This window comes from Pseudooceanicola endophyticus (genome assembly GCF_018760365.1).
Classification (GTDB): domain Bacteria; phylum Pseudomonadota; class Alphaproteobacteria; order Rhodobacterales; family Rhodobacteraceae; genus Pseudooceanicola; species Pseudooceanicola endophyticus.
Map to the genome: position 1 here is coordinate 90,682 of NZ_JAHIAB010000002.1, position 21,191 is coordinate 111,872.

At 68.7% G+C, this 21,191-nt stretch carries 18 protein-coding genes; 10 read left to right on the plus strand and 8 right to left on the minus strand.

The annotated features are described in order from the left end of the window. Genes KM176_RS04035 through KM176_RS04065 form a run of 7 tightly spaced genes read left to right on the plus strand, consistent with a single transcriptional unit; the run spans position 1 to position 9,469 of the window. Positions 1-1,692, plus strand: coding sequence for a DUF3131 domain-containing protein (locus KM176_RS04035; RefSeq protein WP_160895336.1), 1,692 nt, complete (start codon positions 1-3; stop codon positions 1,690-1,692). Further along, complete coding sequence (locus KM176_RS04040) at positions 1,689-2,849, plus strand: acyltransferase (protein WP_160895337.1); 1,161 nt, start codon at positions 1,689-1,691, stop codon at positions 2,847-2,849. The genes KM176_RS04035 and KM176_RS04040 overlap by 4 nt, the downstream gene beginning before the upstream one ends. Before the next feature lie 13 nt (positions 2,850-2,862). Then, positions 2,863-4,692, plus strand: coding sequence for a glycosyltransferase (locus KM176_RS04045; protein ID WP_160895338.1), 1,830 nt, complete (start codon positions 2,863-2,865; stop codon positions 4,690-4,692). Beyond that, positions 4,689-6,056 (plus strand): DUF3131 domain-containing protein, encoded by a 1,368-nt coding sequence (locus tag KM176_RS04050; protein ID WP_160895339.1) that lies wholly within the window; start codon positions 4,689-4,691, stop codon positions 6,054-6,056. The genes KM176_RS04045 and KM176_RS04050 overlap by 4 nt, the downstream gene beginning before the upstream one ends. Beyond that, a complete protein-coding gene (locus tag KM176_RS04055) occupies positions 6,053-6,922 on the plus strand; it encodes a peptidoglycan-binding domain-containing protein (protein ID WP_202397880.1) in 870 nt (289 codons plus the stop codon). Before KM176_RS04050 ends, KM176_RS04055 begins: the two co-directional genes overlap by 4 nt. Further along, entirely contained in the window at positions 6,922-8,523 is a 1,602-nt protein-coding gene (locus KM176_RS04060; protein WP_160895340.1) for a hypothetical protein, read from the plus strand. The genes KM176_RS04055 and KM176_RS04060 overlap by 1 nt, the downstream gene beginning before the upstream one ends. A gap of 16 nt (positions 8,524-8,539) precedes the next feature. Beyond that, entirely contained in the window at positions 8,540-9,469 is a 930-nt protein-coding gene (locus KM176_RS04065) for an alpha/beta hydrolase (RefSeq protein ID WP_160895341.1), read from the plus strand. On the opposite strand, the gene KM176_RS04070 is transcribed toward KM176_RS04065, so the two are convergent. After that, positions 9,470-10,639, minus strand: a complete 1,170-nt coding sequence (locus tag KM176_RS04070) for a benzoate/H(+) symporter BenE family transporter (protein WP_160895342.1) — start codon at positions 10,637-10,639, stop codon at positions 9,470-9,472. Positions 10,640-10,759: 120 nt separating this feature from the next. Here KM176_RS04070 and KM176_RS04075 point away from each other — a divergent pair, with 120 nt between their 5' ends. Beyond that, entirely contained in the window at positions 10,760-11,329 is a 570-nt protein-coding gene (locus KM176_RS04075) for a helix-turn-helix domain-containing protein (protein ID WP_160895343.1), read from the plus strand. Between the two features lie 127 nt (positions 11,330-11,456). Here KM176_RS04075 and KM176_RS04080 read toward each other — a convergent pair whose 3' ends face one another. Next, positions 11,457-11,867 carry a type 2 periplasmic-binding domain-containing protein gene (locus KM176_RS04080; RefSeq protein WP_160895344.1) on the minus strand — a complete coding sequence of 137 codons (411 nt, stop codon included), beginning with the start codon at positions 11,865-11,867 and terminating at the stop codon, positions 11,457-11,459. A gap of 124 nt (positions 11,868-11,991) precedes the next feature. Between KM176_RS04080 and KM176_RS25135 the strand changes: the two genes are divergently transcribed. Next, the gene (locus tag KM176_RS25135) at positions 11,992-12,126 is read left to right on the plus strand and encodes a hypothetical protein (protein ID WP_268946096.1); all 135 of its coding nucleotides are present in this window, start codon (positions 11,992-11,994) and stop codon (positions 12,124-12,126) included. Positions 12,127-12,171: 45 nt separating this feature from the next. After that, the gene (locus KM176_RS04085) at positions 12,172-12,633 is read left to right on the plus strand and encodes a YaiI/YqxD family protein (protein ID WP_160895345.1); all 462 of its coding nucleotides are present in this window, start codon (positions 12,172-12,174) and stop codon (positions 12,631-12,633) included. Between the two features lie 54 nt (positions 12,634-12,687). Here the strand turns inward: KM176_RS04085 and KM176_RS04090 are convergent, their stop codons facing one another. The 6 genes from KM176_RS04090 to KM176_RS04115 form a co-directional block, all read right to left on the minus strand. After that, positions 12,688-14,859 (minus strand): DEAD/DEAH box helicase, encoded by a 2,172-nt coding sequence (locus tag KM176_RS04090; protein WP_160895346.1) that lies wholly within the window; start codon positions 14,857-14,859, stop codon positions 12,688-12,690. Between the two features lie 121 nt (positions 14,860-14,980). Then, positions 14,981-16,006 (minus strand): glycosyltransferase family 4 protein, encoded by a 1,026-nt coding sequence (locus KM176_RS04095; RefSeq protein ID WP_160895347.1) that lies wholly within the window; start codon positions 16,004-16,006, stop codon positions 14,981-14,983. Beyond that, entirely contained in the window at positions 15,981-17,006 is a 1,026-nt protein-coding gene (locus tag KM176_RS04100) for a glycosyltransferase family 2 protein (RefSeq protein WP_160895348.1), read from the minus strand. Before KM176_RS04100 ends, KM176_RS04095 begins: the two co-directional genes overlap by 26 nt. A 100-nt stretch (positions 17,007-17,106) precedes the next feature. Continuing rightward, entirely contained in the window at positions 17,107-18,030 is a 924-nt protein-coding gene (locus KM176_RS04105; protein ID WP_160895349.1) for a glycosyltransferase family 2 protein, read from the minus strand. A 1-nt stretch (position 18,031) separates the two neighbouring features. Then, positions 18,032-18,304, minus strand: a complete 273-nt coding sequence (locus tag KM176_RS04110; protein ID WP_160895350.1) for a hypothetical protein — start codon at positions 18,302-18,304, stop codon at positions 18,032-18,034. A gap of 324 nt (positions 18,305-18,628) precedes the next feature. Further along, positions 18,629-21,169 (minus strand): hybrid sensor histidine kinase/response regulator, encoded by a 2,541-nt coding sequence (locus KM176_RS04115; protein WP_160895351.1) that lies wholly within the window; start codon positions 21,167-21,169, stop codon positions 18,629-18,631. Positions 21,170-21,191: the final 22 nt, after the last annotated feature.

Consider the following 21,191-nt stretch of genomic DNA (forward strand, 5'->3'; position numbering starts at 1 on the left):
ATGAGTGAGCGTCAGAAAGTTTTCGCTGCGGCCGTTGCTGTGCTGGCCGCGATCTCTCCTGCCTACGGACAGGAGGCGGGCGATGCCACGCCCCCCGAGGCCGGCCAGCCCGACATGAGCCAGCCGGTGCCGCTTCCGGATCTGACCAGCATCGCCCGCGATACCGTGACGGCGCCGATGACGGATCCGAACAACACCGGGTTCTTCGGGCGCCACGGGCCGCTGACGCCCAAGGAAATGCAGATGGCGAAAACCGCCTGGGGCTATTTCGAGGATGCCTACCAACCCGACACAGGGCTGGTGAATGCCGTGGGCTCCTATCCCTCGACGACGCTCTGGGACACCGCCTCCTATATCAGCGGGCTGGTCGCCGCCTACGAGCTGGGGATCATCGACAAGCGCACCTTCGACACCCGCGCGACCAAGCTGATCTCGACGCTCAGGAACCTCGACCTGTTCCGCGGCGAGGCCCCCAACAAGGTCTACAACACCAAGACCGGGGCCAAGGTGAACTATGCCAACAAGCCGGGCGAGGTGGGCTTTTCGGTGCTCGACATGGGGCGGATGCTGGTCTGGCTGAAGATCCTCGAACAGCGCTATCCCTACCTGGCGCCCGGGGTCGACAACATTCCGCTGCGCTGGAGCTTCTGCAACATCGTGCACGAGGACGGGCGGCTGTTCGGCTCCATCGTCGGCTCGGACGGCAAGACCAAATACGTGCAGGAAGGGCGCCTGGGCTACGAAGAATACGCCGCCAAGGGCTTTGCGCTCTGGGGGTTCAACGTGCAGGGGGCGCTGGATCCGCAGCCGCTGGCCTATACCGACATCTACGGCGTCAAGGTGCCCTATGACGGGCGCGATCCGCGGGTCTACCACAACCAGAACTACGTGCTGACCGAAAGCTACCTGCTGGACGGGCTGGAGCTGGGCTGGGACCTGCCGGTGACCGACACGATGGGGCCGGGCGTCGCGTCGATGGGCTGGCGGGCCGAGTTCGCGCACCGCATCTTCGAGGTCCAGCGCCGCCGCTTCGAGGCCACCGGCATCCTGACCGCCCGTTCCGAGCATCAGGTCGATGGCAAGCCCTACTTCGTCTACGATTCGATCTTTGCCGACGGCTACCCCTGGAACACGCTCGATCCCTCGGGGGTCTACCAGCCGGACCGCGCGGCCATTGCCTCCAAGGCGGCGATCGGGATGTGGGCGCTCTGGGACGTGCCCTATACCGATCTGCTGATGCAGGCGGTCGGCGATCTCTATGATCCGGGCAAGGGCTTCTACGAGGGGCTTTACGAGAACGGCAACGGCTACATCCCGCTGCGCACCGCCAACAACAACGGCATCATCCTCGCGGCGCTTCTTTACAAGGTCGAGGGGCCGATCCTTCAGCACCTGAACGACAACACCAAGTGGTGGGACATGGCCTATTCGGATCCCTATTCCGACACCCGGCCCAACAAGTGCCTGCCGCAACCCATGGTGCAGCAGCTGTCGTGCTGCAACTGCTCCAATCTGCCGCAGCCGGAACCTGCGGTAAAACTGGAAGATTTCGAATACTGTCGTCCCATCGAAACCGATAACGGCATGATTGCCGCCACGGACTGCCACCCCGAGACCTCCCTGTTCGAGAAACCGCAGCCGCGGATGGTCCTGCCCAGCACCTGCCCGGCGCCCTGGAGCCTGACAAAATGAACGCGAAGCAGAAGCCTCGTCTGGTCTGGTTCGATGCCAACCGCGTCTGTGCGGCCTTCGGCGTCATCCTGATCCACGCGACCACCAACTTCTCCGGCCAGCCCTTCACCCAGGCCAATCCGGACGAACGCGTGGTGCCGGTGCTTCTGCGCTCCATCGGGGATTTCTCGGGCTCCGAGATGTTCTTCTTCTTCTCGCTGTTCCTGATGGCGATGCGGGTCGACCGCCGCCGTCCGACCTACCGAGAGGCCATCCTGACCCAGGCGGAGCGGCTGCTGATCCCCTTCGCCTTCTGGACGGTGTTCTATGCCTTCTTCCGGCTGCTGAAGGCCGAGGCGTTCAATTACGCGCCACAGTACTGGGACCGCCTGACCGAGCTGAAGACCTGGTTCTCCTACTTCCTGCTGGGCCAGTCGCAGTACCACATGCACTTCATCCCGACGCTGTTCATCATCTTCCTGTTCTACCCGGTGATGCGTCTGGCGATGCGCTATCCGCTGCTGGGGGTGTCGCTGTTCGTGACGCTCTCGATCATGAACCAGACCCAGGCCTATTTCTATTCCTTCCAGATGGACCCGCTGCTGCGCGCCTATCTGGTGCGGATCGTGAAGATCTTCGGCTATGTGGGCTACGGGATGGCGGCCTTCGCGCTTTACCAGCTCTGGAAAGAGGGGATCCCGCGCGGCGAGGCCAAGCTGATCCGCCGCGGTGCCATCTTCTTTGCCGCCATGGCCTATATCGCCGTGCTGCCCTATTACGGCAAGTCGGTCGCCACGGGCCTCTGGGCGGTGCGCGAGGATTGGAACCTCTACGGCAAGCTGCTGATGCCGCTCTTCATGTTCTGCATCTTCATGGGGGGGCAGTACCGGGACTGGTCGCCGGCCTGGTCCAAGACCGCGAAGTACACCTTCGGGATCTATCTGGTGCACCCGATCCTGATCGACCTTTACGACATCTTCATCTATTCCACCGGGCTTTACGCGCACATGCGCCCGACCGCGACCGTGGTGTTCCGGATCGCCTTCGCAATGCCCGGTGCCTATTACCTGACCAAGCTGATCGGCAGCCTGCCGCTGCTGGCCTGGACCGTGGGTCTGGGGGAAACGCCCTGGAAGGTGCGCCGTCAGACGCTTGCCGCCGCCGCCAGCAAGAAATGACCGGAGCAGCCTGATGGACGACTATTTCCGCGCCTTCGAGGACCGCCGCCCGCCGGAGCCCTTGCCCTACAATCCCTGGCGCGAGGCGCTGTGGCAGTTCTGTGCCGTCATCGCGCTTGTGGTGGGGGCCTGGTACATCGACTGGCGCTGGACCAGCTCGCTCAACTACGATGCGCTGTGGTTCGCCATCCCGCTGGCCCTTGCGGAGACCTGTGCCTACATCGGCCTGATCCTCTTCGTCTACAACCTCTGGCGCGACCAGCCGGTGGTGATCCCCGAGGCGCCGGTGAAGATCAGCGACGTGGACAGCCGCGCCCCCGATCCCGACCGGCCCATCGCCGTGGACGTGATGTTCGCCACCTACAACGAGGACCCCGAGCTGGTGCGCCTGGGCATCCATGATGCCAGGGCGATGGAGTATCCCCATCCCATCGACATCCGCATCCATGTCCTTGATGACGGGCGCCGCCCCGAGATGCGCCGCGTCGCCCAGGAAGAGGGCGTGGGCTACATCACCCGCACCACCAACGAGGGGTTCAAGGCCGGCAACCTGCGCAACGCGATGGAGCAGACCCACGGCGATTTCATCGTCATCTGCGATGCCGATACCCGGGTCTTCCCGACGCTGCTGGCCCGCACCATGGGCTATTTCCGCGATCAGAAGATGGCCTGGGTGCAGACGCCGCAATGGTTCTACGACCTGCCCGAGGGCGAGACGCTGACCGAGCGGCTGTCGCGCAGTCTGGGCGGGGCAGGGCGGATCACCGGCCGCCTGATCGAGGGCGTGGCCGGAGAGATCCGCATCGGTGCCGACCCCTTCGTCAACGAACCCAAGATGTTCTACGACGTGATCCTGCGCCGCCGGAACCGCGCCAATGCGGCCTTCTGCTGCGGCGCGGCCTCGATCCACCGCCGCGAGGCGGTGATGGAGGCGGCCCTGCGCGCCTTCGGCGATGCGGTCGAAAAGCGCGTCATCGCCGCCGAGGAGGAGATCACCCTGGAAAGCCGGGAGACCAAGGTCTCGCCCGAGCTGCTGGAGGCGATCCGCACCGAGGCGGTCAGCGAGGTCGTCCTGACCCCCTACCGCTTCCACGTCTCCGAGGACATCTACACCTCGATCGTGCTGCATTCCGACCGGGAGCGCGGCTGGAAGTCCTACCAGCACCCCTACGTCGAATCCAAGATGCTCTCGCCGCAGGACATGCTGACCTGGACCATCCAGCGCTTCAAGTATGCCGGCGGCAGCCTCGACATCATGTTCAACGACAATGCGCTGTTCCGCCCGGGGATGACGCTGCGCCAGCGCATGATGTACGCCGCGACCTTCTATTCCTACCTCGGGCCGCTCTGGAACGTGATCTTCCTGTTCTCGCCGGCCTTCTACCTGTTCACCGGGCTGGCGCCGGTCTCGGCCTATTCGAACGAGTTCTTCGTCCACATCATTCCGTTCCTCTTCATGCTGGAGCTGGCGATGATGATCGGCACCTGGGGGGTCGCGGGCTATACCGCCAAGGCCAGCTACCTGTCCTTCTTCCCGCTCGGGCTGAAGGCGATCTGGACCGTGGTGAAGGGAGAGAAGATTTCCTTCGTGGTGACCCCCAAGGCGCGCAACGCGCAGAACCACCTGGGGCTGGTGAAGCCGCAGCTGGCGGTGCTGGTGCTGACCGCGCTTGGCGTGATCTACGGTTTCACCGCGCTGACGGTGGGCGGAACCTCCCATACCGTGACCGGCGTGGTGACCAATGCGCTCTGGGGGCTGAACAACTGCGTCGCCATGGCCGGCATGATCCGCGCCGCCACCTGGCAACCCCCGCAATCCTCCGAAGAAGGTGACAGCCAATGAGCTTCCGGACCAACCTCGTGCGTGCGCGGGGACATATCGTCTTCCTCGTGGCACTCGTTCTGGGTCTCTGCCTTGTGCTCTGGCTGGAAAGGCTTGGTCAGATGCCTGTTGCGGACACCACCGCGGACGAGCAACAGATCCAGATCGCCCCGAATGCCGAATGGGAACAGGACCTGATGGCCACTTTCGAAAACGTCGATCCGCTGCCGCTGGATATCCGCGGCCTGAGCAGCGTGAAGGATCTCGACGATGCCAAGATCGCCTGGAAGTACTTCCAGAACAACACCGACCCGGTGACCGGGCTGGTCAATTCGGCCAACAACTATCCCTCTACCACCATGTGGGAGACCGGCTCCTACCTGATCGCGGTGCTGGCGGCCGAACGGCTGGGCCTGATCGACGCCAGCGAGGCCGAGAGCCGGATCGGCAAGGTGCTGGACAGCCTCAAGAAGATCCGCCTGTTCGACGACATGCTGCCGAACAAGGCCTACAACACCCGCACGCTTGAACTGGTGGACTACACCAACAAGCCCTCCGCCAAGGGGCTCGGGTGGTCCGCGCTCGACATTGCGCGCATCATCGCCTCCTTCGGGCTGGTGGAGCGCAACCACCCCGACCTGGCCCCCAAGGTCGAGGACGTGATGGACGGCTGGAAACTGAGCGAGATGGTCAAGGACGGAGAGCTCTGGGGCGCCAACGTGCGCGAGGGCAAGACCGTCGAGAACCAGGAGGGCCGCGTCGGCTACGAGCAATACGCCGCCAAGGCTATGATGCTGTTCGGCTACGACATGTACCGGGCCTACGAGGTGCGCGACAACCTGATGATCAAGGAAGTCGACGGAGAGCCGATCCCGGTGGACAGCCGGATGCACCGCGGCGTGACGCCTGCCTTCGTGGTCAGCGAACCCTATCTGTTCGACGGGCTGGAATTCGGTTTCGACGCGCGGTCGCAACGCTTCGCCACGGCGGTCTACAAGGCCCAGGAGGCGCGCTACGAACGCACCGGCCAGCTGACGGCGGTGACCGAAAGCCATCTGAACGTGGCGCCCTACTTCGCCTATGCGACGGTCTGGGGCGGCGGTGCCCCCTGGGCGGTGCTGTCCTTTGCCGGCGACCGGATGGACAGCAAGCGCACGCTGGCGACCAAGGCCGCCTATGCCTGGAACGCGCTTTTCGGCACCGATTACACCCGCAAGCTGGTGGCCGGCGTCGCCTCGACCGCCGATCCCGAGAAGGGCTTTGCCGAGGGCATCTACGAGACCGACGGCACGCTCAACACCTCGATCACGGCGAACACCAACTCGGTCGTGCTCTCCTCGCTGGCGTTCAAGCTGGACGGGCCGCTGATGCGGGCGGTCAAGTGAGGATCCCCGGCGGTCCGCTGGCCCTGCTGCTGCTGGGGCTGGGGACGGCGCTGCCGGGGGCGGCCCTGGCCGTGCCCTGCGTGGGCGAGAATTTCGACCAGCCGCTGCCCGGCGCCACCGGCGTCGCGCGCGAGACGGTGGACGTGCCCGCGGCGAACTATCCGGGGCTCTGGCAGAAGGGCATCGTGGCGGGCTATGTCTACCGGCTCTATGCCGATCTGACCGGGACGCTGGAAGCCTGGAGCGATACCGGCCCTTCGCCCTGGCGCATCGACGTGACCTGCCGGTCCGGCGAAAGCTGCAGCCAGAGCCAGCGTGGCACCCCGCCCGAGGAGGCTTCGCTTGCCGCTGCCGCCCTGGGCAACTGCCTGCTGGGACAGGCGGTGAGCGCGGCCGATTTCACCGCTCCCGCTCCCGCACCGGCCCCCGCAGCCGCACCAGCGCCTGCACTGGCGCCCGCCGACGCGCCCGCCGACGCGGCAGAGACGGGGCGGCCCGCCGGCCTTTCCGGGGGCGACAGCACCTCCGCCGCGCAAGCCGTTGCCGCCGGGGAGGCGCCCCCCGCACCCGACACGGCACCCGCTGGCGGCGAGGCGCCACCGGACGGGGCAGGGCCGCAGAGCGCGCCCCCGCAGGCGCCGGCCACCCCCTGCGGCCTGGCCAGCATTCAGCCGGGTCGCAACCCGGTGCAGACCCTGCAACGCCTTCTGGGCGCGGCGGGGCAGGATCCGGGACCTGCCGATGGGCTGATGGGCACGCGCACCCGCCAGGCGCTGGCCGCGCTTCTGGGCAACCAGCAGGCGGCGGCGCTCAGCGTGGAGCAGGCTGTCTCGGCGCTTGACCAGAGACTTTGCAGGCCCGAGTGATGACGTTTCTCCCGGACAGACGGTTCTGCGGTGCGGGCGCGCTGACAGGGCTGACCCTGGTGTCGGTGCTGGCCGCGGGACTGGCTGCATCGGGCCGCGCGCAGGAGGCCCGCGCCACCGAGCTGGCGCCCCTGCTGGTGCAGTCCCCTGAGGCCCGGCCCGCGCCCGACTGGCTGCGCATCGCGCCGGGCGATCCCTATCTGGACCTGACCGATCCGGCGGTGCCCGGCGCGACCGAGGTGCTGGTGGATACGCCCGATTCCCGCAGCTGGCCACGGTACCAGGGCGGAACGCTGGACGGCTGGAGCTACCGGCTGTTCCCCGATGGCTCGGGTCTGGTGCTGGCCGACAGGCCCCAGGCGCCGCCGCGCTACGTCCTGATCTGCAGGGCCGGGCAGTCCTGTGGCATCTACGGCCCCGACGGGCTGGCCGCGGAAGTGCCCGCCATCGGGGCGCCGAAACCCGCACTGCCCGAGGCCCCCGATGCGCTGGCCCTGGCGCGCTACCTGGCCGAATGGGCGCTGGCCGGCACCGGCACGCCGCCCCCGGCGCCGGCCCCGAAACCCGTGCCCGCCGCCCCCGCCGTTGCCCCTGCGCCCGATACCGCGCCGCAGGGGGCGGCAGCGGAAACCGCGACGGCGCTGGCCCAGCCGGCTTCCGGCACCGCCGCGCCGAAGCCCGAAAAGATCACCGCGCCGATGCCTTCGGTCGCCCCCGGCTGCGTGGAGCCCAATCCCTTCGATCCGACCGTCTGCATGGATGCGATCGACCTGGACGGCCCGGCGCCGCCCGCGCTGACCCCGCCCGCACCGGTCGCGCCCGCGCCCCGGCCCCCGGCCCGGGCGTCGGGCACCGCCGCCGTGGCACCGCCGCGTCCCGCTGTGGCCACCGCGTCCGCTGCCGCGCTCCCCCCCTCGGCCTGGGAGAAGTTCGTCAAGGACCACTGGCTGTCTTGCAACATCAACACCGGCCTCAGCCTGAAATACACCGACGGCTACGACTACTCCGACCAGTTCGGCAAGCTGAAGGTCGGCGCCGGCTGCTGGATGAAGCTGAACGACAAGTTCTCGTTCCAGTTCGGCGTGGTGGGCTATCCGGTCAAGGGCCAGCAGGCGCCCTGGGATCCCGATTTCACCTATTCGCTGACCTACCAGGCCACCAAGTCGATCAGCTTCAACTACTCGAACTACACCGCGCGTTTCTCGGGCGGGGGGACCAATGCGGTGAACTCTCTCAAGGACGGCAGCCTGCGGATGTCCTACAAGCTGCCCGAGATCCCGCTGCCCTGGGACCGGAGCCTGGCCTGCTCAACCGCCCTCGGCCTGCCCGATCCGAGCGACGCCGCCCTGACGGTGGGGTGCTCGACCTCCGTCACCGACAAGTTCCGCCTGGGGGCCACCGCCTATTTCTATCCCGACCAGCACCGGCAGGAGACCTGGGACCCCGATTTCACCTATACTGCCAGTTACCAGCTCGCTGATCGCTGGCTGCTGAGCTACGCGAACTACGCCGCCAACCGCTTTCCCTGGAACAAGAATGCAACCGGGGGACCCGGCCTGCTGGGGGGCTCCCTCTCGATCTCCTACAAGCTGAAACTCTGACCCGAAGGAGGCTTCCATGCTCCTCAACCGCCCATTCCGCCTGGTCCTGATGATGGTCATGGCAGCCCTGGTCCTGGGGCCGGGGGCGGCGGTGGCAGAGGTGCGCACCGGGCTGACCCTGTCCAGCCGGACCCTGGGCCACCGGGTCGCCTACGACATCTACCTGCCGCCGGGCTACGACAGCGACAGCCGCGACTACCCGGTGCTCTACCTTCTGCATGGCGGCGGCACCGGGCAGCCCGACGACTGGTTCACCCTGGCCGGGATCGACCAGCTGCTGGACCGGATGATCGGCGCCGGAGAGATCCGCCCGATGATCGTCGTCGCCCCCGATGGCCGGCGCAACGTGCGCAACGACGTGGCAACCTATTTCCTGGACGATGCCGACGGCACCTCCCGCTGGGAGACGATGTTCTTCCAGGATTTCGTTCCCGCGATCGAGGCCCGCTACCGGGCCATCGGCACCGGGGACACCCGGGCGCTGATGGGGATCTCCATGGGGGGGCTGGCAGCGGTGGTCTACCAGTTGCACCACCCTGATGCGGTGGCCGGTGTCGCCGCCTACAGCGCCGCCTTCCGCACCCAGGCGCAGCTTCTGGGGCTTTCGCCGGAGGCCTACCAGCTGCGCTACGGCGGCCTGCTGGGACCGGGGCTTGAGGGCAAGGATCGCGTCAACGATGCCTGGAGGGCCCTGACGCCGGAGGCGCTGATCGCCGGCACGGACCGGGCGCGCTTTGCCCGGGTGCCGCGGCTCTGGCTGATGACCGGCGCCGAGGATCCCTTCTTCGAGGGCGAGGCGCAGCTGCATGTGGCGCTGCGGGCCGCCGGCATCCGGGATCGGTTCCTGGTGGCCGATGGTGGCCATAACTGGCCGTTCTGGCGCGCCCATCTGGCCGAAGGGCTGCGCCATATCAATGCCGTTCTGACCCGCGATTACGGCGAATGATCAGGCCGTTGCGCGGCGCGGACGCAGCACGGCCTCGGTGATCAGGCCGAAGATCAGCGCCCAGAGCGGCGCGCCGATATGCAGGAAGGCGATGCCCGAGGCCGTGGTCATGAAGGTGACCAGCGCCGCCTCGCGCTGCTCGGGGCGGGCCAGCGCCTGGCTCAGCCCGTTGCCGATGGTGCCCATCAGCGCCAGCCCCGCCACGGTGACGATCAGCGCCTTGGGGGCGATCAGGAACAGGCCGATGATCGCTGCGCCGAACAGGCCGACGATGCAGTAGATCACGCCTGCCACCAGCGCCGCGCGGTAGCGGGTGCGCGGGTCGGGATCGGCCTCCTCGTTGGCGCAGATCGCCGCGGTGATGGCTGCCAGGTTGAAGGCATAGCCGCCGAAGGGGGCCAGGATCAGGCTGGTCAGCCCGGTGACGACCAGGCTGGCCGACACCGGGGGCTTCTCGTAGCCCGCCGCCTGCATCACCGCCACGCCCGGCACGTTCTGCGAGGCCATGGTGACGATGTAAAGCGGCAGCCCCACCCCGATCAGCACCGGAAGCGAGAAGGCGGGCATCACGAATTCCGGTTTCGCCAGCGCCAGGCTGAGCGCTTCGCCGGAATGGAAATCCCCGGTGGCCCAGGACATGACGATGCCCACCGCCAGGACCGCCGGAATGCCGAAGCGCGGGAAGAAGCGCTTGCCCAGCAGGTAGGTCAGGCACAGCACCGCCACCAGCGGCAGGTCCGATTGCAGCGAGGTGAAGACCTCAAGCCCGAAGCGGAACAGGATGCCCGCCAGCAGGGCGCTGGCAATGGGCATCGGGATCAGCCGCGACAGTGTCTCGAACCAGCCGGTGAGGCCGGTCGCCAGCAGCAGCAGGGCACAGAAGACGAAGGCGCCGGTGGCTTCCGGCAGGCTGACCCCCTGGAGAGAGATCACCAGCAGCGCCGCGCCCGGCGTCGACCAGGCGGTCAGCACCGGCATCTTGTAAAGCCAGCTGAGCAGGAAGCCCGAGATCCCCATGCCGAGGCCAAGCGCCAGCATCCAGCTGTTGGCCTGGGCCTGGGTGGCGCCAACCACCTCGATGGCGCGGAAGATGATCGCGACCGAACTGGTGTAGCCCACCAGCACCGCCAGGAACCCGGCCACCAGATGCGACAGCTTGAAACCGGCCATGAAGCCCTCCTTCGGGGATGTCTTGCAGAGGCGCCGCCGGGGCCTTACACGGGAGCGGCGGGCGTTATAACGTCCGGACGCTATAACGCACGGACGGGGCCGCTGGCAAGGGGAAGCGCGATGGGAGAGCAGACGATCCGCACCAACCTGCGCGCTGCGCGCGACCGCGCCGGCTGGAGCCTGCAGCGCACCGCCGAGATCACCGGCGTCAGCAAGGCGATGCTGGGCCAGATCGAGCGCGGCGAAAGCAGCCCGACGCTGGCAACGTTGTGGAAGCTGGCGAAGGGGTTCCACCTGCCGCTTTCGGCCTTCATCGAGGACATGGTCGAGACGACCGAGCTGTTTTCGGGCCGCGAGGACGGGCAGCGCCAGTTTCCCGACGGCGCGCTTTCGGTGCGCACGGTCTTTCCCTTCGATCCGGGGCTGGGATCGGAAACCTTCGTGATCACGCTTGCGCCGGGGCAGATCCATGCCTCGGGGCCCCATGATGCCGGGGTGGTCGAGGATATCTTCGTCATCGAGGGCGCGGTGGAGATGGTGCATGGTCCGGCGCTTACTCTGTGCCGCACCGGCGAGGGGCTGCGTTTCCGCGCCGATGTGGCGCATGAGTACCGCAATGCGGGCCCGGGCATGGCGCGGTTCCACAACACCATCCACTATCCCCGCACCGGGCTGCTGTCGGGCGGCTGAGCGGGCTCAGAACACCCCGAAATTCCCTTTGCTCCCGTGACGGCGGACATGCAGCGCCCCGCCCGGGACAGGGCGGCCAGCCCGGTACAGGCGGTTTCGACCCGGCGGGTCAGGCGTCGGAACGTGGTCATCGGACGTCTCTAGCGGAGGCGTCTTTCGGGCGGCCGGGCAGGCCCGGCGGGACCTGCCGCAGGCGGGCCCGGTTTCGCATTGCCTTGCAATCCTCCACGTAGCCCTGGACCGTGGCAGAGCTGGCGCTGCCCGGCAGGCCCTCTCCGTCGAGCATGGCGATACAGGCCTGCGGGGCCGTCTGTCCCGCCGCATCCCATTTCGCGCGCTCATCCGGCGCCAGCTTGATCACGTCCGAGGTTGCCTTCCGCCGGGCCAGCTTGCCCCCGGCATCGTCGACCCCCTGGCCTGCGATCACCGCCCCTTTCATGCCGGGATTGTCGTCCACCGCCTGCCTGGCCCCGGGCGAGAGGCGGGCGCAGGCGGCCTTGTGCATGGTGGCGACGAAGGCCCGGGCATAGAAGTCCAAGGAGGTGTGGGGACCGGTCAGCGCGTCCAGGGCAAGCTGTCGACGCTTTCCCGGGGCAGAAAGTCGCCGTCGATGGCGCCACGCTGAAGCCGTTCCTAGGTGTTGGGGGCGCCGGGGGTGGGCGGTGCCCATCGGGCGCACCGGAGGCCGCAGTTGGCCTGTCGGAGAACCCGCCGTGGCGCTGCCGCCCGAAAGCTGGCCCGCCCTGAAGGAAATCCTGCACCGCTGCGCCGTGCAGATCGCGGCGGTGATGCGCTAGGCGGCGGGGCCGGGGCGCGCTAAGAGGGCGCGAAGGAGACCTGCCATGACCACGCTTTACATCGACGCCGACGCCTGCCCCGTGAAGGAGGAGGCCGAGCGCGTCGCCACCCGCCTGAAAATCCCCATGGTGCTGGTGTGCAACGGCGGGTTGCGCCCCTCGCGCAACCCTCTGGTGCAGCTGGTGATCGTCGATGAAGGCCCGGACGTGGCCGACCGCTGGATCGCAGAGCAATGCGGGCCGGGCGACGTGGTGGTGACTTCGGATCTGCCGCTGGCGGATCGCTGCCTGAAGGCCGGTGCGCAGGTGCTTCAGCACAACGGAGAAAGCCTGAGCATCGCCAATATCGGGCCGCGCCTGGCGACCCGCGACCTGATGCAGGACATCCGTGCCTCCGATCCGTTCCATCGTGGCGGCGGGTCGGCGTTTTCCAAGGCGGATCGCTCGCGCTTTCTGCAGACCCTGGACCGGGTGCTGACGGCTGCGGCGCGCCGCGCGCAGGGCTGAACGGCAAACGGCCCGCCAATGGCGGGCCGTTGCGTTTCACTGTCCGGGCGGGGCTCAGCCCTTGCGGCGCGGCGGCACGTCGCCGCCCTTGCCCTTGAAGTTCGGCTTGCCGCCGGGCTTCTTGCGGAAGGACTGGCTGGCATCGCCGAAGTTGCGCGGCGCAGGCTTGCCGGCGGGTTTGTCGCCATAGGGGCGGTTCGGCTTGTCCCCGTAGGATTTGCCTGCGGGCTTGTCGCCATAGGGACGGTTCGGCTTGTCGCCGTAGGGCTTGCCTGCCGGTTTGTCGCCATAGGCGCGCTTGGGCTTGTCGCCGAAGGACTTGCCTGCGGGCTTGTCGCCATAGGGACGCTTGGGCTTGTCCCCGTAGGAACGGCCCGCCGGCTTGTCGCCATAGGCGCGCTTGGGCTTGTCGCCGAAATCGCGACGCGGACGGTCTTCGCGCGGACGCTCGGTGGCCTGGGCGCGGTCATCGGAGTTCCAGCGCGGCTTGCGCTCGCGCGGGGCCTCGTCATCACCGGCCTCTTCGCGGGGCGCACGCTCGGTGCGGGGGCCTTCGCCGAAACGCTCGGGGCGCGGGCCCTTGCGCGGCGGACGTTCGCCCCGCTCGGGACGCTGGGGACGCGGACGCGGCTTCAACGCATCTTCCGGCAGCTCGGCCAGGCGGGTGGCGCGGATGTCGTCTTCCAGCACGCCGTTCTCGCCCAGATGCGCCTCAAGGTCATCGGCAGCGGCTTCGGCGATCTCCACGTAAGAGACCTCGTCCTGGACGCGGATCTTGCCCAGGTTCGCCTTGTCGAGGCCACCGGCGCGGCACAGCAGCGGCAGCAGCCAGCGGGGCTCGGCGTTGCGGTTGCGGCCCACGGACAGCTCGAACCAGACCGACGGACCCATCGGCGCGCGCTCCTCACGCTCGCCGCGTTCGCCGCGCACGGGGGGCTGGTTCAGCTCTTCGGGGGCCGAAAGGCGGCCCTGATACAGCCGCAGGCAGGCGGCGGCGATGGCTTCGGGGCCGTGCATTTCCAGCAGCTTGGCGGCGAATGCGGTTTCTTCCTCGGTGCGCTCGTCGCTCCAGACCGGATCGGAAAGCAGGCGCGCCTCGTCCTTCTCGCGGATGGCTTCCGGCGAGGGGGCGAAGGTCCATTCGGCTTCGATCTTGGCCCAACGCAGCAGGCGCTGCGCCTTCTTCACATCGCGGTCGCCGACGATCAGCGCCGAGATGCCCTTGCGCCCGGCGCGGCCGGTGCGGCCCGAACGGTGCAGCAGCGCTTCGGTGTTGATCGGCAGATCGGCGTGGATCACCAGTTCCAGGTTCGGCAGGTCGATGCCGCGCGCGGCCACGTCCGTGGCGACGCAGACGCGGGCACGGCCATCGCGCAGCGCCTGAAGGGCGTGGCTGCGTTCGTCCTGGGACAGTTCACCGGACAGCGACACCACCTGGAAGCCGCGGTTGGAGAAGCGCGCGGTCAGGCGCGCCACGGCGGCACGGGTGTTGGCGAAGACGATCGAGGTCTGCGAGTCATGGAAGCGCAGCAGGTTGATGATCGCGTTCTCGCTGTCGCGGGCGGCGACCTGCACGGCCTGATAGCTGATGTCGGAGTGCTGGGCCTTGCCGGACACGGTGCTGACGCGCACGGCGTCGCGCTGGAACTGCTTGGCCATGCCCTCGATCGAGGGGGGGACGGTGGCAGAGAACAGCAGCGTGCGGCGGGTTTCCGGCGCCTCGCCCAGCATGAACTCCAGGTCCTCGCGGAACCCGAGGTCGAGCATCTCGTCGGCCTCGTCCAGCACGATGGCGCGGATCTCGCTCAGGTCGAGGGCGCCGCGCGTGATGTGGTCGCGCAGGCGGCCCGGGGTGCCGACGACGACATGCGCACCGCGTTCAAGCGCGCGGCGCTCGTTGCGGGCATCCATGCCGCCGATGTTGGTGACGATGCGGGCGCCGGCCTTGCCATAGAGCCACTCCAGCTCTCGGGCGACCTGCATGGCCAGTTCGCGCGTCGGCGCGATGATCAGGGCCAGCGGCGCGGCGGGCGGGCCAAAGCGGGGATCTTCACCCAGCAGCGTCGGGGCAATGGCAAGCCCGAAGCCCACCGTCTTGCCCGACCCCGTCTGGGCCGAGACCAGCAGGTCGGCATCCGCGAGTTCGGGGGCGCAGACGGCTTGCTGGACCTCAGTAAGGGTTTCATAGCCCTTCTCGGCGAGGGCGTCGGAAATGGTGGAAAGCATGGGAAAGGGTCCAATCGGGCAGGGAGCCGGGGAAACGGCCGTCGCAAGGTTCCGGCCTATAGACGAGAGTTGCGCCCCTGTCCATGGATTCCCTGACGGGGATTTTCGGCAAGGGCATTCGTCAGCAGGTTGACACGAGGCTCAGCCGGCCCCGGCTGCCCTCCGACCCCTGCGGATCGAGGAAGCAGCGGATCAGCCGGTTCCAGCCCGCGCGGGTCTCTTCGGGGCCGGCGGCCAGACGGTCGGGCAGGGCGGGCGGATGCTCGGGATCGAAGAGCCGGCGCAGCGCGTCGCTCCAGGCTTCTTCCGACAGTTCCGGCACGGCGATGTTGCCACGGCCCAGCTGCGCGCGCAGCCCGTCGACCGGGTTCAGCAGGGCCGGGCGGCCTGCGGCATTGGCCTCCATCGCGACCAGCCCGTAGGGATCCCAGCGGGAGGGGATGGCGACGGCATCGCAGTCCGAATAGGCCTCGAACGGGTCGCGCAGGTGGCCCATGAAGCGGATGCGGGGATCGCTGGCGGCCAGCTGCGCCAAGGGTTGGGCCTGGTGGCCCTTGCCGTAGATCCTGAGCGAGATGCCCTGGTTCGGTAGCATCCGGAAGGCGCGGATCAGGATGTCGAAGCCCTTCTGGCGGTCGAGCGTGCCCAGGGCGGCCAGCCGGCGCACCGGGCCGGCGGGTGGGCGGATCAGCGGCAGCGCTTCCAGCGGCGTGCAGGGCGGGATCATCATCAGGCAGCCGGGATGGACCAGGCCACGCCGGGACAGCCAGTCGCTCTGGGCGGCGCTGACGGCGACCACCCGGTCAAACAGCGCATAGGCGCTGCGCAGCAGGGTCTGCAGCCGCAGCCGGGCGCCGGGATTGGCGACCATGTAACCCTCGCTGTAGCAATGTTCGACATGGACCATCGGCACCCGGGGATGACGCGAGCGCAGGCTCATCAGCCGCGGCAGGCCGGCCCAGGTCACGGGCAGATGAGAGATGATCATGTCCGGTGCCTCCAGCGGCCCGGGGGGCAGCAGGCCGGAGAGGGGCAGGATCTCGTGGCGGGCCAGGGCGGCCATCGGCGGGTCCTGGCGCAGGAAGTCGAGATACCGGGCGATGCCGTCCGGCGTGTCCTCTTCAACGAGGTGAACGATGCGCAGCATGGGGTCTGTCCTTCTGGAGTGCGCTTCGGGCGAGAAAAAGCGTGGGATGGGCCGGCAGGCCGGCAGGGGCCTTGGGTGTCTCGGGGCGGGGATGGCGGGCCCGGGCAAGGGCGCGCAGCATCTCCAGGCTGGGCAGGGCATCGCCCACAAGTGTCAGCGGAGCGCTTTGCCAGGCCCGGCGCAGCGCGGCGCCGGCACCGGGGATGTCGCCGTCCAGCAGCCGCAGCCGGGCGATCCGGCGCAGCCGCAGGGCGGCGGCGGGATCGGCGTGGCGGCTGGCCAGGGCTGGCGCCAGCCGCCCGGCCCGGGCACAGAGCGCCTGCCATTCGGCCTCGGTGGGCACGGCGCGCTCCAGCGGGCTGCGCAGCAGCGGGCGCGGCAGGCCGCGCAGGTCCCAGTCGCTGGTCAGCGCCAGCCGCAGCCAGGCATCGCGGGCGCCGTCGCCTTCGGGGCAGGTCTCGTCGAACCACCAGTCGCGCAGGATTTCCCCGGCGGGGCGGAAGGCGATGGCCTCCAGCGCGGCACGGCGCATCACCACGCCGGCGGCATCGCCGACGGGATCGTCGCGCAGCAGGCGCACGGCGTTCAGCCGGCGCGGGCCGGTCGGCGCGGGATCCGGCAGGTCGGCGCCGCCACCCGTCATCAGCAGACGGGCGGAATAGCTCAGGCCCAGGGCGGGATCGCTGCTCAGCTGGCGGACATGGGCCTCCAGCTTGCCGGGATGCCAGACGGCGCCGGGCGGGCAGAAGCCGATGAAGGTGCCGCGGGCATGGGCGATCCCGGTGTTGAGCGCACCGGCCATGCCGCGCGGGCGCTGCTGGATCAGCCGGATCCTGGGCGAGCGCAGCGCCCGCACGCTGGCCTGGCTGCCATCGCAGGAGCCATCGTCGACCACCAGGATCTCGAAATCCGGGTCGGTCTGGGCCAGCAGGGCACGCAGGCTGCGGCCAAGGCGGGTCACCGCGTCGCGGGCGGGAACGATCAGGCTGGATCTGGGCATTGCGGGGTCCTCCTTTCTGGCGGCGGGACCGGGGGCGGAACGGCCCCCGCAGGGGACGGTGACCGGAAAACGGGGGGGCTGGGGATCACCTGGCCGGGGATCAATGGGCGAAGAGCGCGCGTCTCAGGCGGCGGGGCATGAGCGGGGCCAGCAGGGCCGCCGCCAGGGTCGGCCCGCCGGCGGGCAGGAAACCCTTGGGGCTGGTCAGCAGGCCGCTGAGCGCCAGGCGCAGGGCCTGAAGCGCCGGGGTATCGCTGTGCAGCGCCTTGTCGGCCAGCGCGCAGAGCAGCGCGGCCTCGCGCTTGCGGGCGGGGCGGTAGCCGTGGTCCCGGGCGATGCGCAGCGCGGCCTGGCGGCCCCGGTGCAGCGCCTCCAGGTCCTCGCCCGGGGGCGTCGGTTCCGGGCGGATGTGGACCAGCACGTCCTCCAGCCCGTGGATCCGGTGTCCCGCAGCCACGAGGCGCACGAGGTATTCCAGATCGGCCTGCTGGCGCAGCGTCTCGTCGAAGCCGCCGCTGTCCTGGAACAGGCCCCGGCGCAGCGTCAGGTTCGACAGCGTGACCACCGGGTTGACCGGCGCATCGAGAAGCTGCGGAAGGCTCAGCAGCTGCACACCACGGTCCCCGGCGGGAAGCGGGGCGCTGAGCGTGCCCAGACCACCCAGCACGCCGACCCGCCCGAACGCGGCATCGACGGCAGGATCGCGGAACAGGACGTCCATGCGCGCCAGCTTGTGCGGGGCCCAGATGTCCTGCGGCAGACAGAAGGCCAGCAGCTCTCCGTTGGCGAGGTTGCGCGCCAGGTTCAGCGCGGTCGCCATGCCGCGGTTATGGCTGCCGGCCAGCCCGATGCGGCGGTCGCGCGCCGCATAGTCCCAGGCGACGCAGCGCGTGCCGTCCCAGGAGCCGTCGTCGATGACAAGGGCATTCCAGTTCTCGAAGCTCTGGCCGACCAGGCTGTCGAGCATGTCGCCCAGCGTCGCCTCGGCGTTCTGGCAGGGAATGACGACCGTGAAGCGGGGCATGTCAGCGGGCCTTTCGCCCTTGGCGGTCAGAGGCCCGACCGGACCGCACGGCGACCCGCGCCGGCAGGGGCTGCGGGCGGGCAAGGGCGGCCAGGCCTGCCGCAGCGGCAAGGGCGAACGCAAGGGGGGCGGCCTGCGGCGCGACGTGCAGCAGCACCAGGCCGGAAAGGGCCGCCATGACCAGGGACAGGTGTCGAACGATACTCTGCGCCGCACCGCCGCACATCCGGCGGGAGGCGTACTCTTTAAGCGACTTGAAGGCAGTCCAGGTCATGGCGGTTGCTCCGTGAGTGAGCCCGGGGCCCTGCTGGGTCCGGTCCCTCATCTGTAGCAAGCCACCCGTCACGAGGCCCGTTCGCGCGTGGACAGGCGCCGGGCACAACGGGTTGGCGACCTATCCTTTCGGATGGGGCGGGATCTACCGACGGGGATGCCGCCTGTCCGGACATCTTCCTGGGGTTGTCGGGTGGGGGTGTCGGGCGAGGCACCGCCGCCATCACGGGCCAAGGATCACGGCGCACCGGCGCCTGAAAGGGCCGCCCGCAGCAGGATCGGAAGGAAGGCCCGGTCGGTCAGAAGGCCCGAAAAGGAGGCCCCGTCAGGAGGTCGGAATACCGGTATCCTCGGTATCGGCCTGCTGGGCGGCCAGCCAGGTGGTCAGCGCCTGACGCGAGCGCTGCCAGAGCGTGATCAGCGCCACGAGTTCCACCCGGTTGATCGGGTCGCCGCGCTTGCCCGCAGTCTCGATCTGGGCGAGCGCCTCGCGCAGGCCCATCAGGCCGAAGGTGCCGCAGTTGCCGGCGCACTGGTGCACCCGGGCGATCAGCAGGTCGTGGGCCGGTGGTCCGGCGGGGCCGTCCTCGGCGTCGGGATCGCTTTGCGCGATCGAGGGGATCACGCTGTCCATCTCGGCCAGGAAGCGCTGCATCAGCTTGCCGCGTTCCACCGGGGGCAGGCCGGACCACAGGATGCCCAGGCGCTCTTCGTCCAGAAGCTGCGCCCGTCCCGCCGGCCCGGTGCCGGGTTCGGGCACCAGCACGGGGGCTTCGGGCGTGGGGGCGGCCTGACCGGTCACCTCGGCCAGCGCGGCCAGCAGGGCCTTGCGGTCGATGGGCTTGGAAATGGCGCGGTCCATGCCGGCCTCGCGGAAGCGGGCGATCTCCTCGGGGAGGGCATGGGCGGTCACGGCGATGATCGGGCGGCGCGCCGAGGCGCCGGAGCTGGCGCGAATGCGCCGCGTGGCCTCGGGGCCGTCCATCACCGGCATGGAGATATCCATCAGGATGACGTCGAAATCCTCGGCCTCGGCCAGCTCGACCCCGGCGGCGCCGTTCACCGCCTCCGAGACGGTGTGGCCTTCCTTTTCCAGCATCTCGCGGGCGACGAAGCGGTTGATCTCGTTGTCCTCGACCAGCAGCAGGTTCAGCGGACGCATCTTGACCGGAAGCGGCAGGGCCGCCGCATCGGGGCGGTTGACGGCGCCGGCAGCGAAGACCAGTGGCAGGCGCAGCCAGAACAGGCTGCCTTCGCCGGGCTCGCTTTCGACGCCGATCTCGCCGCCCATCATCTGGGTCAGCCGGCGCGAGATGCCAAGCCCCAGCCCGGTGCCGCCGGCCTGGCGCGCATAGGAGCTGTCGAGGGTCTCGAAGTCCTGGAAGATCCGTTCCTGGTCCTCGGCGGAAATGCCGATGCCGCTGTCGATGACGCGGAATTCCAGGCCCTTGCCGTCGCCCAGCTTCTCGACCTCGATGTCGACATGGCCGTCGCGGGTGAACTTGACGGCATTGCCCACCAGGTTCAGCAGAATTTGGCGGATCCGGCGCTGATCGCCGATCACGTGGTCCTGGGGACTGCCCAGCCAGGACCAGCGCAGCACGTTGCCATTGGCGGCGGCCAGCGGAGAGGTGGTTTCCACCACGCCCTCCAGCAGCTCCGCAACCGAGAGGGGGCGGTGTTCGGCGGTGACCTTGCCAGCCTCGAACTTCGACAGTTCCAGCACGTCGTTGACGAGGTTCAGCAACTGGTTGCCGGAATATTCCATCCGCTCCAGCAGGGCGTTCTGCTTGTCGTTGAGCTGCTGGTCATGCATCAGCTGCATGGAGCCCAACATGCCGTTCAGCGGCGTGCGCATCTCGTGGCTCATCACCGCCAGGAACTCGGCCTTGGCGCGTTCGCCGGCCAGGGCCTTGTCGCGGGCATCCTTCAGCGCGTTCTCGGAGGACTTGCGGCGCGAGATGTCGCGCACGTAGACGATCAGCAGCGGGCCGGCCTCGGCGCGCGCGACCGAGAATTCCGCCGGGAAGCGGCGCCAGTTGCGGTCGATCGCGGTGATCTCGAAGCGCTGCTCGTAGTCTTCGGAATAGCTGGCGTCCTCGAAGAAGTGCAGCTTGCCGGCGCGCAGCTTGGCGGCATCCTCGCGCGGGAACATCAGGCTGATCGCATTGCGATAGCGCGCCTCGTTCCGCGAATAGCCGAAGATCGCCTGGGCGGCGGGGTTGAATTCGCGGATCGTGCCGGCATCGTCGATCACCACGATCGCATCCGGAGAGGTGGCGACAATGGTGCGCGTGCGTTCGCCGGCCTCGCGCAGGTCGCGGGCGCGCTGCTCGGCCAGCTGGAAGAGGTGGTAGAGCGCGTAGGACAGCAGCACCAGCCCGGCAAAGACCATCGCCAGCACGGCGGCGCCGCCGAAGAGCGTATGCACCAGCCCCTCGCGCTTGTCGTCGGAGATCTCGGCGAAGGCGATCAGCCCCGAGAGCGACATGGCGCGCACCGTCTCGCCGACCTTGTCGGCCTCCTCGGCCAGATGGGGCAGGGCCTTGATCAGATCGGGGTCGGGGCCGTCGATCAGGGGCACCGTCTCGTTCAGGAAGTCCATGATCAGCGACTGGGTCTGCTCGAACCCGGGCGCGGTGCGCATTCCCACGTAGACGTCGCCGCGCGACAGCGTCGCCATGCGGCTGTAGAAGATGTCGAAGCGCTGGCGCATGTCGTCGAGCAGCGCGTGATCGGCCCGGGCCTGTTCCAGCGCCAGGTGGAAGCGCAGGAATTCCACGTCGGCCTGCGACAGGCCCCATTGCAGATTGTCGGAATCCGCCTCGTTCAGCTGGTCGATCTCCTTCAGGAGGAGAAAGGCCATCCCGATGACCAGTGCCACGCAG

What these genes read in the sequence shown, in the direction of transcription:
- KM176_RS04045 (WP_160895338.1), top strand. Translation starts at nt 2,863, where the DNA reads ATGGACGACTATTTCCGCGCCTTCGAGGACCGCCGCCCGCCGGAGCCC.
- KM176_RS04065 (WP_160895341.1), top strand. Translation starts at nt 8,540, where the DNA reads ATGCTCCTCAACCGCCCATTCCGCCTGGTCCTGATGATGGTCATGGCA.
- KM176_RS04105 (WP_160895349.1), bottom strand. Translation starts at nt 18,030, where the DNA reads ATGCCCCGCTTCACGGTCGTCATTCCCTGCCAGAACGCCGAGGCGACG.
- KM176_RS04060 (WP_160895340.1), top strand. Translation starts at nt 6,922, where the DNA reads ATGACGTTTCTCCCGGACAGACGGTTCTGCGGTGCGGGCGCGCTGACA.
- KM176_RS04050 (WP_160895339.1), top strand. Translation starts at nt 4,689, where the DNA reads ATGAGCTTCCGGACCAACCTCGTGCGTGCGCGGGGACATATCGTCTTC.
- KM176_RS04115 (WP_160895351.1), bottom strand. Translation starts at nt 21,169, where the DNA reads ATGGCCTTTCTCCTCCTGAAGGAGATCGACCAGCTGAACGAGGCGGAT.
- KM176_RS04100 (WP_160895348.1), bottom strand. Translation starts at nt 17,006, where the DNA reads ATGCCCAGATCCAGCCTGATCGTTCCCGCCCGCGACGCGGTGACCCGC.
- KM176_RS04085 (WP_160895345.1), top strand. Translation starts at nt 12,172, where the DNA reads ATGACCACGCTTTACATCGACGCCGACGCCTGCCCCGTGAAGGAGGAG.
- KM176_RS04035 (WP_160895336.1), top strand. Translation starts at nt 1, where the DNA reads ATGAGTGAGCGTCAGAAAGTTTTCGCTGCGGCCGTTGCTGTGCTGGCC.
- KM176_RS04110 (WP_160895350.1), bottom strand. Translation starts at nt 18,304, where the DNA reads ATGACCTGGACTGCCTTCAAGTCGCTTAAAGAGTACGCCTCCCGCCGG.
- KM176_RS04040 (WP_160895337.1), top strand. Translation starts at nt 1,689, where the DNA reads ATGAACGCGAAGCAGAAGCCTCGTCTGGTCTGGTTCGATGCCAACCGC.
- KM176_RS04070 (WP_160895342.1), bottom strand. Translation starts at nt 10,639, where the DNA reads ATGGCCGGTTTCAAGCTGTCGCATCTGGTGGCCGGGTTCCTGGCGGTG.
- KM176_RS04095 (WP_160895347.1), bottom strand. Translation starts at nt 16,006, where the DNA reads ATGCTGCGCATCGTTCACCTCGTTGAAGAGGACACGCCGGACGGCATC.
- KM176_RS04075 (WP_160895343.1), top strand. Translation starts at nt 10,760, where the DNA reads ATGGGAGAGCAGACGATCCGCACCAACCTGCGCGCTGCGCGCGACCGC.
- KM176_RS04090 (WP_160895346.1), bottom strand. Translation starts at nt 14,859, where the DNA reads ATGCTTTCCACCATTTCCGACGCCCTCGCCGAGAAGGGCTATGAAACC.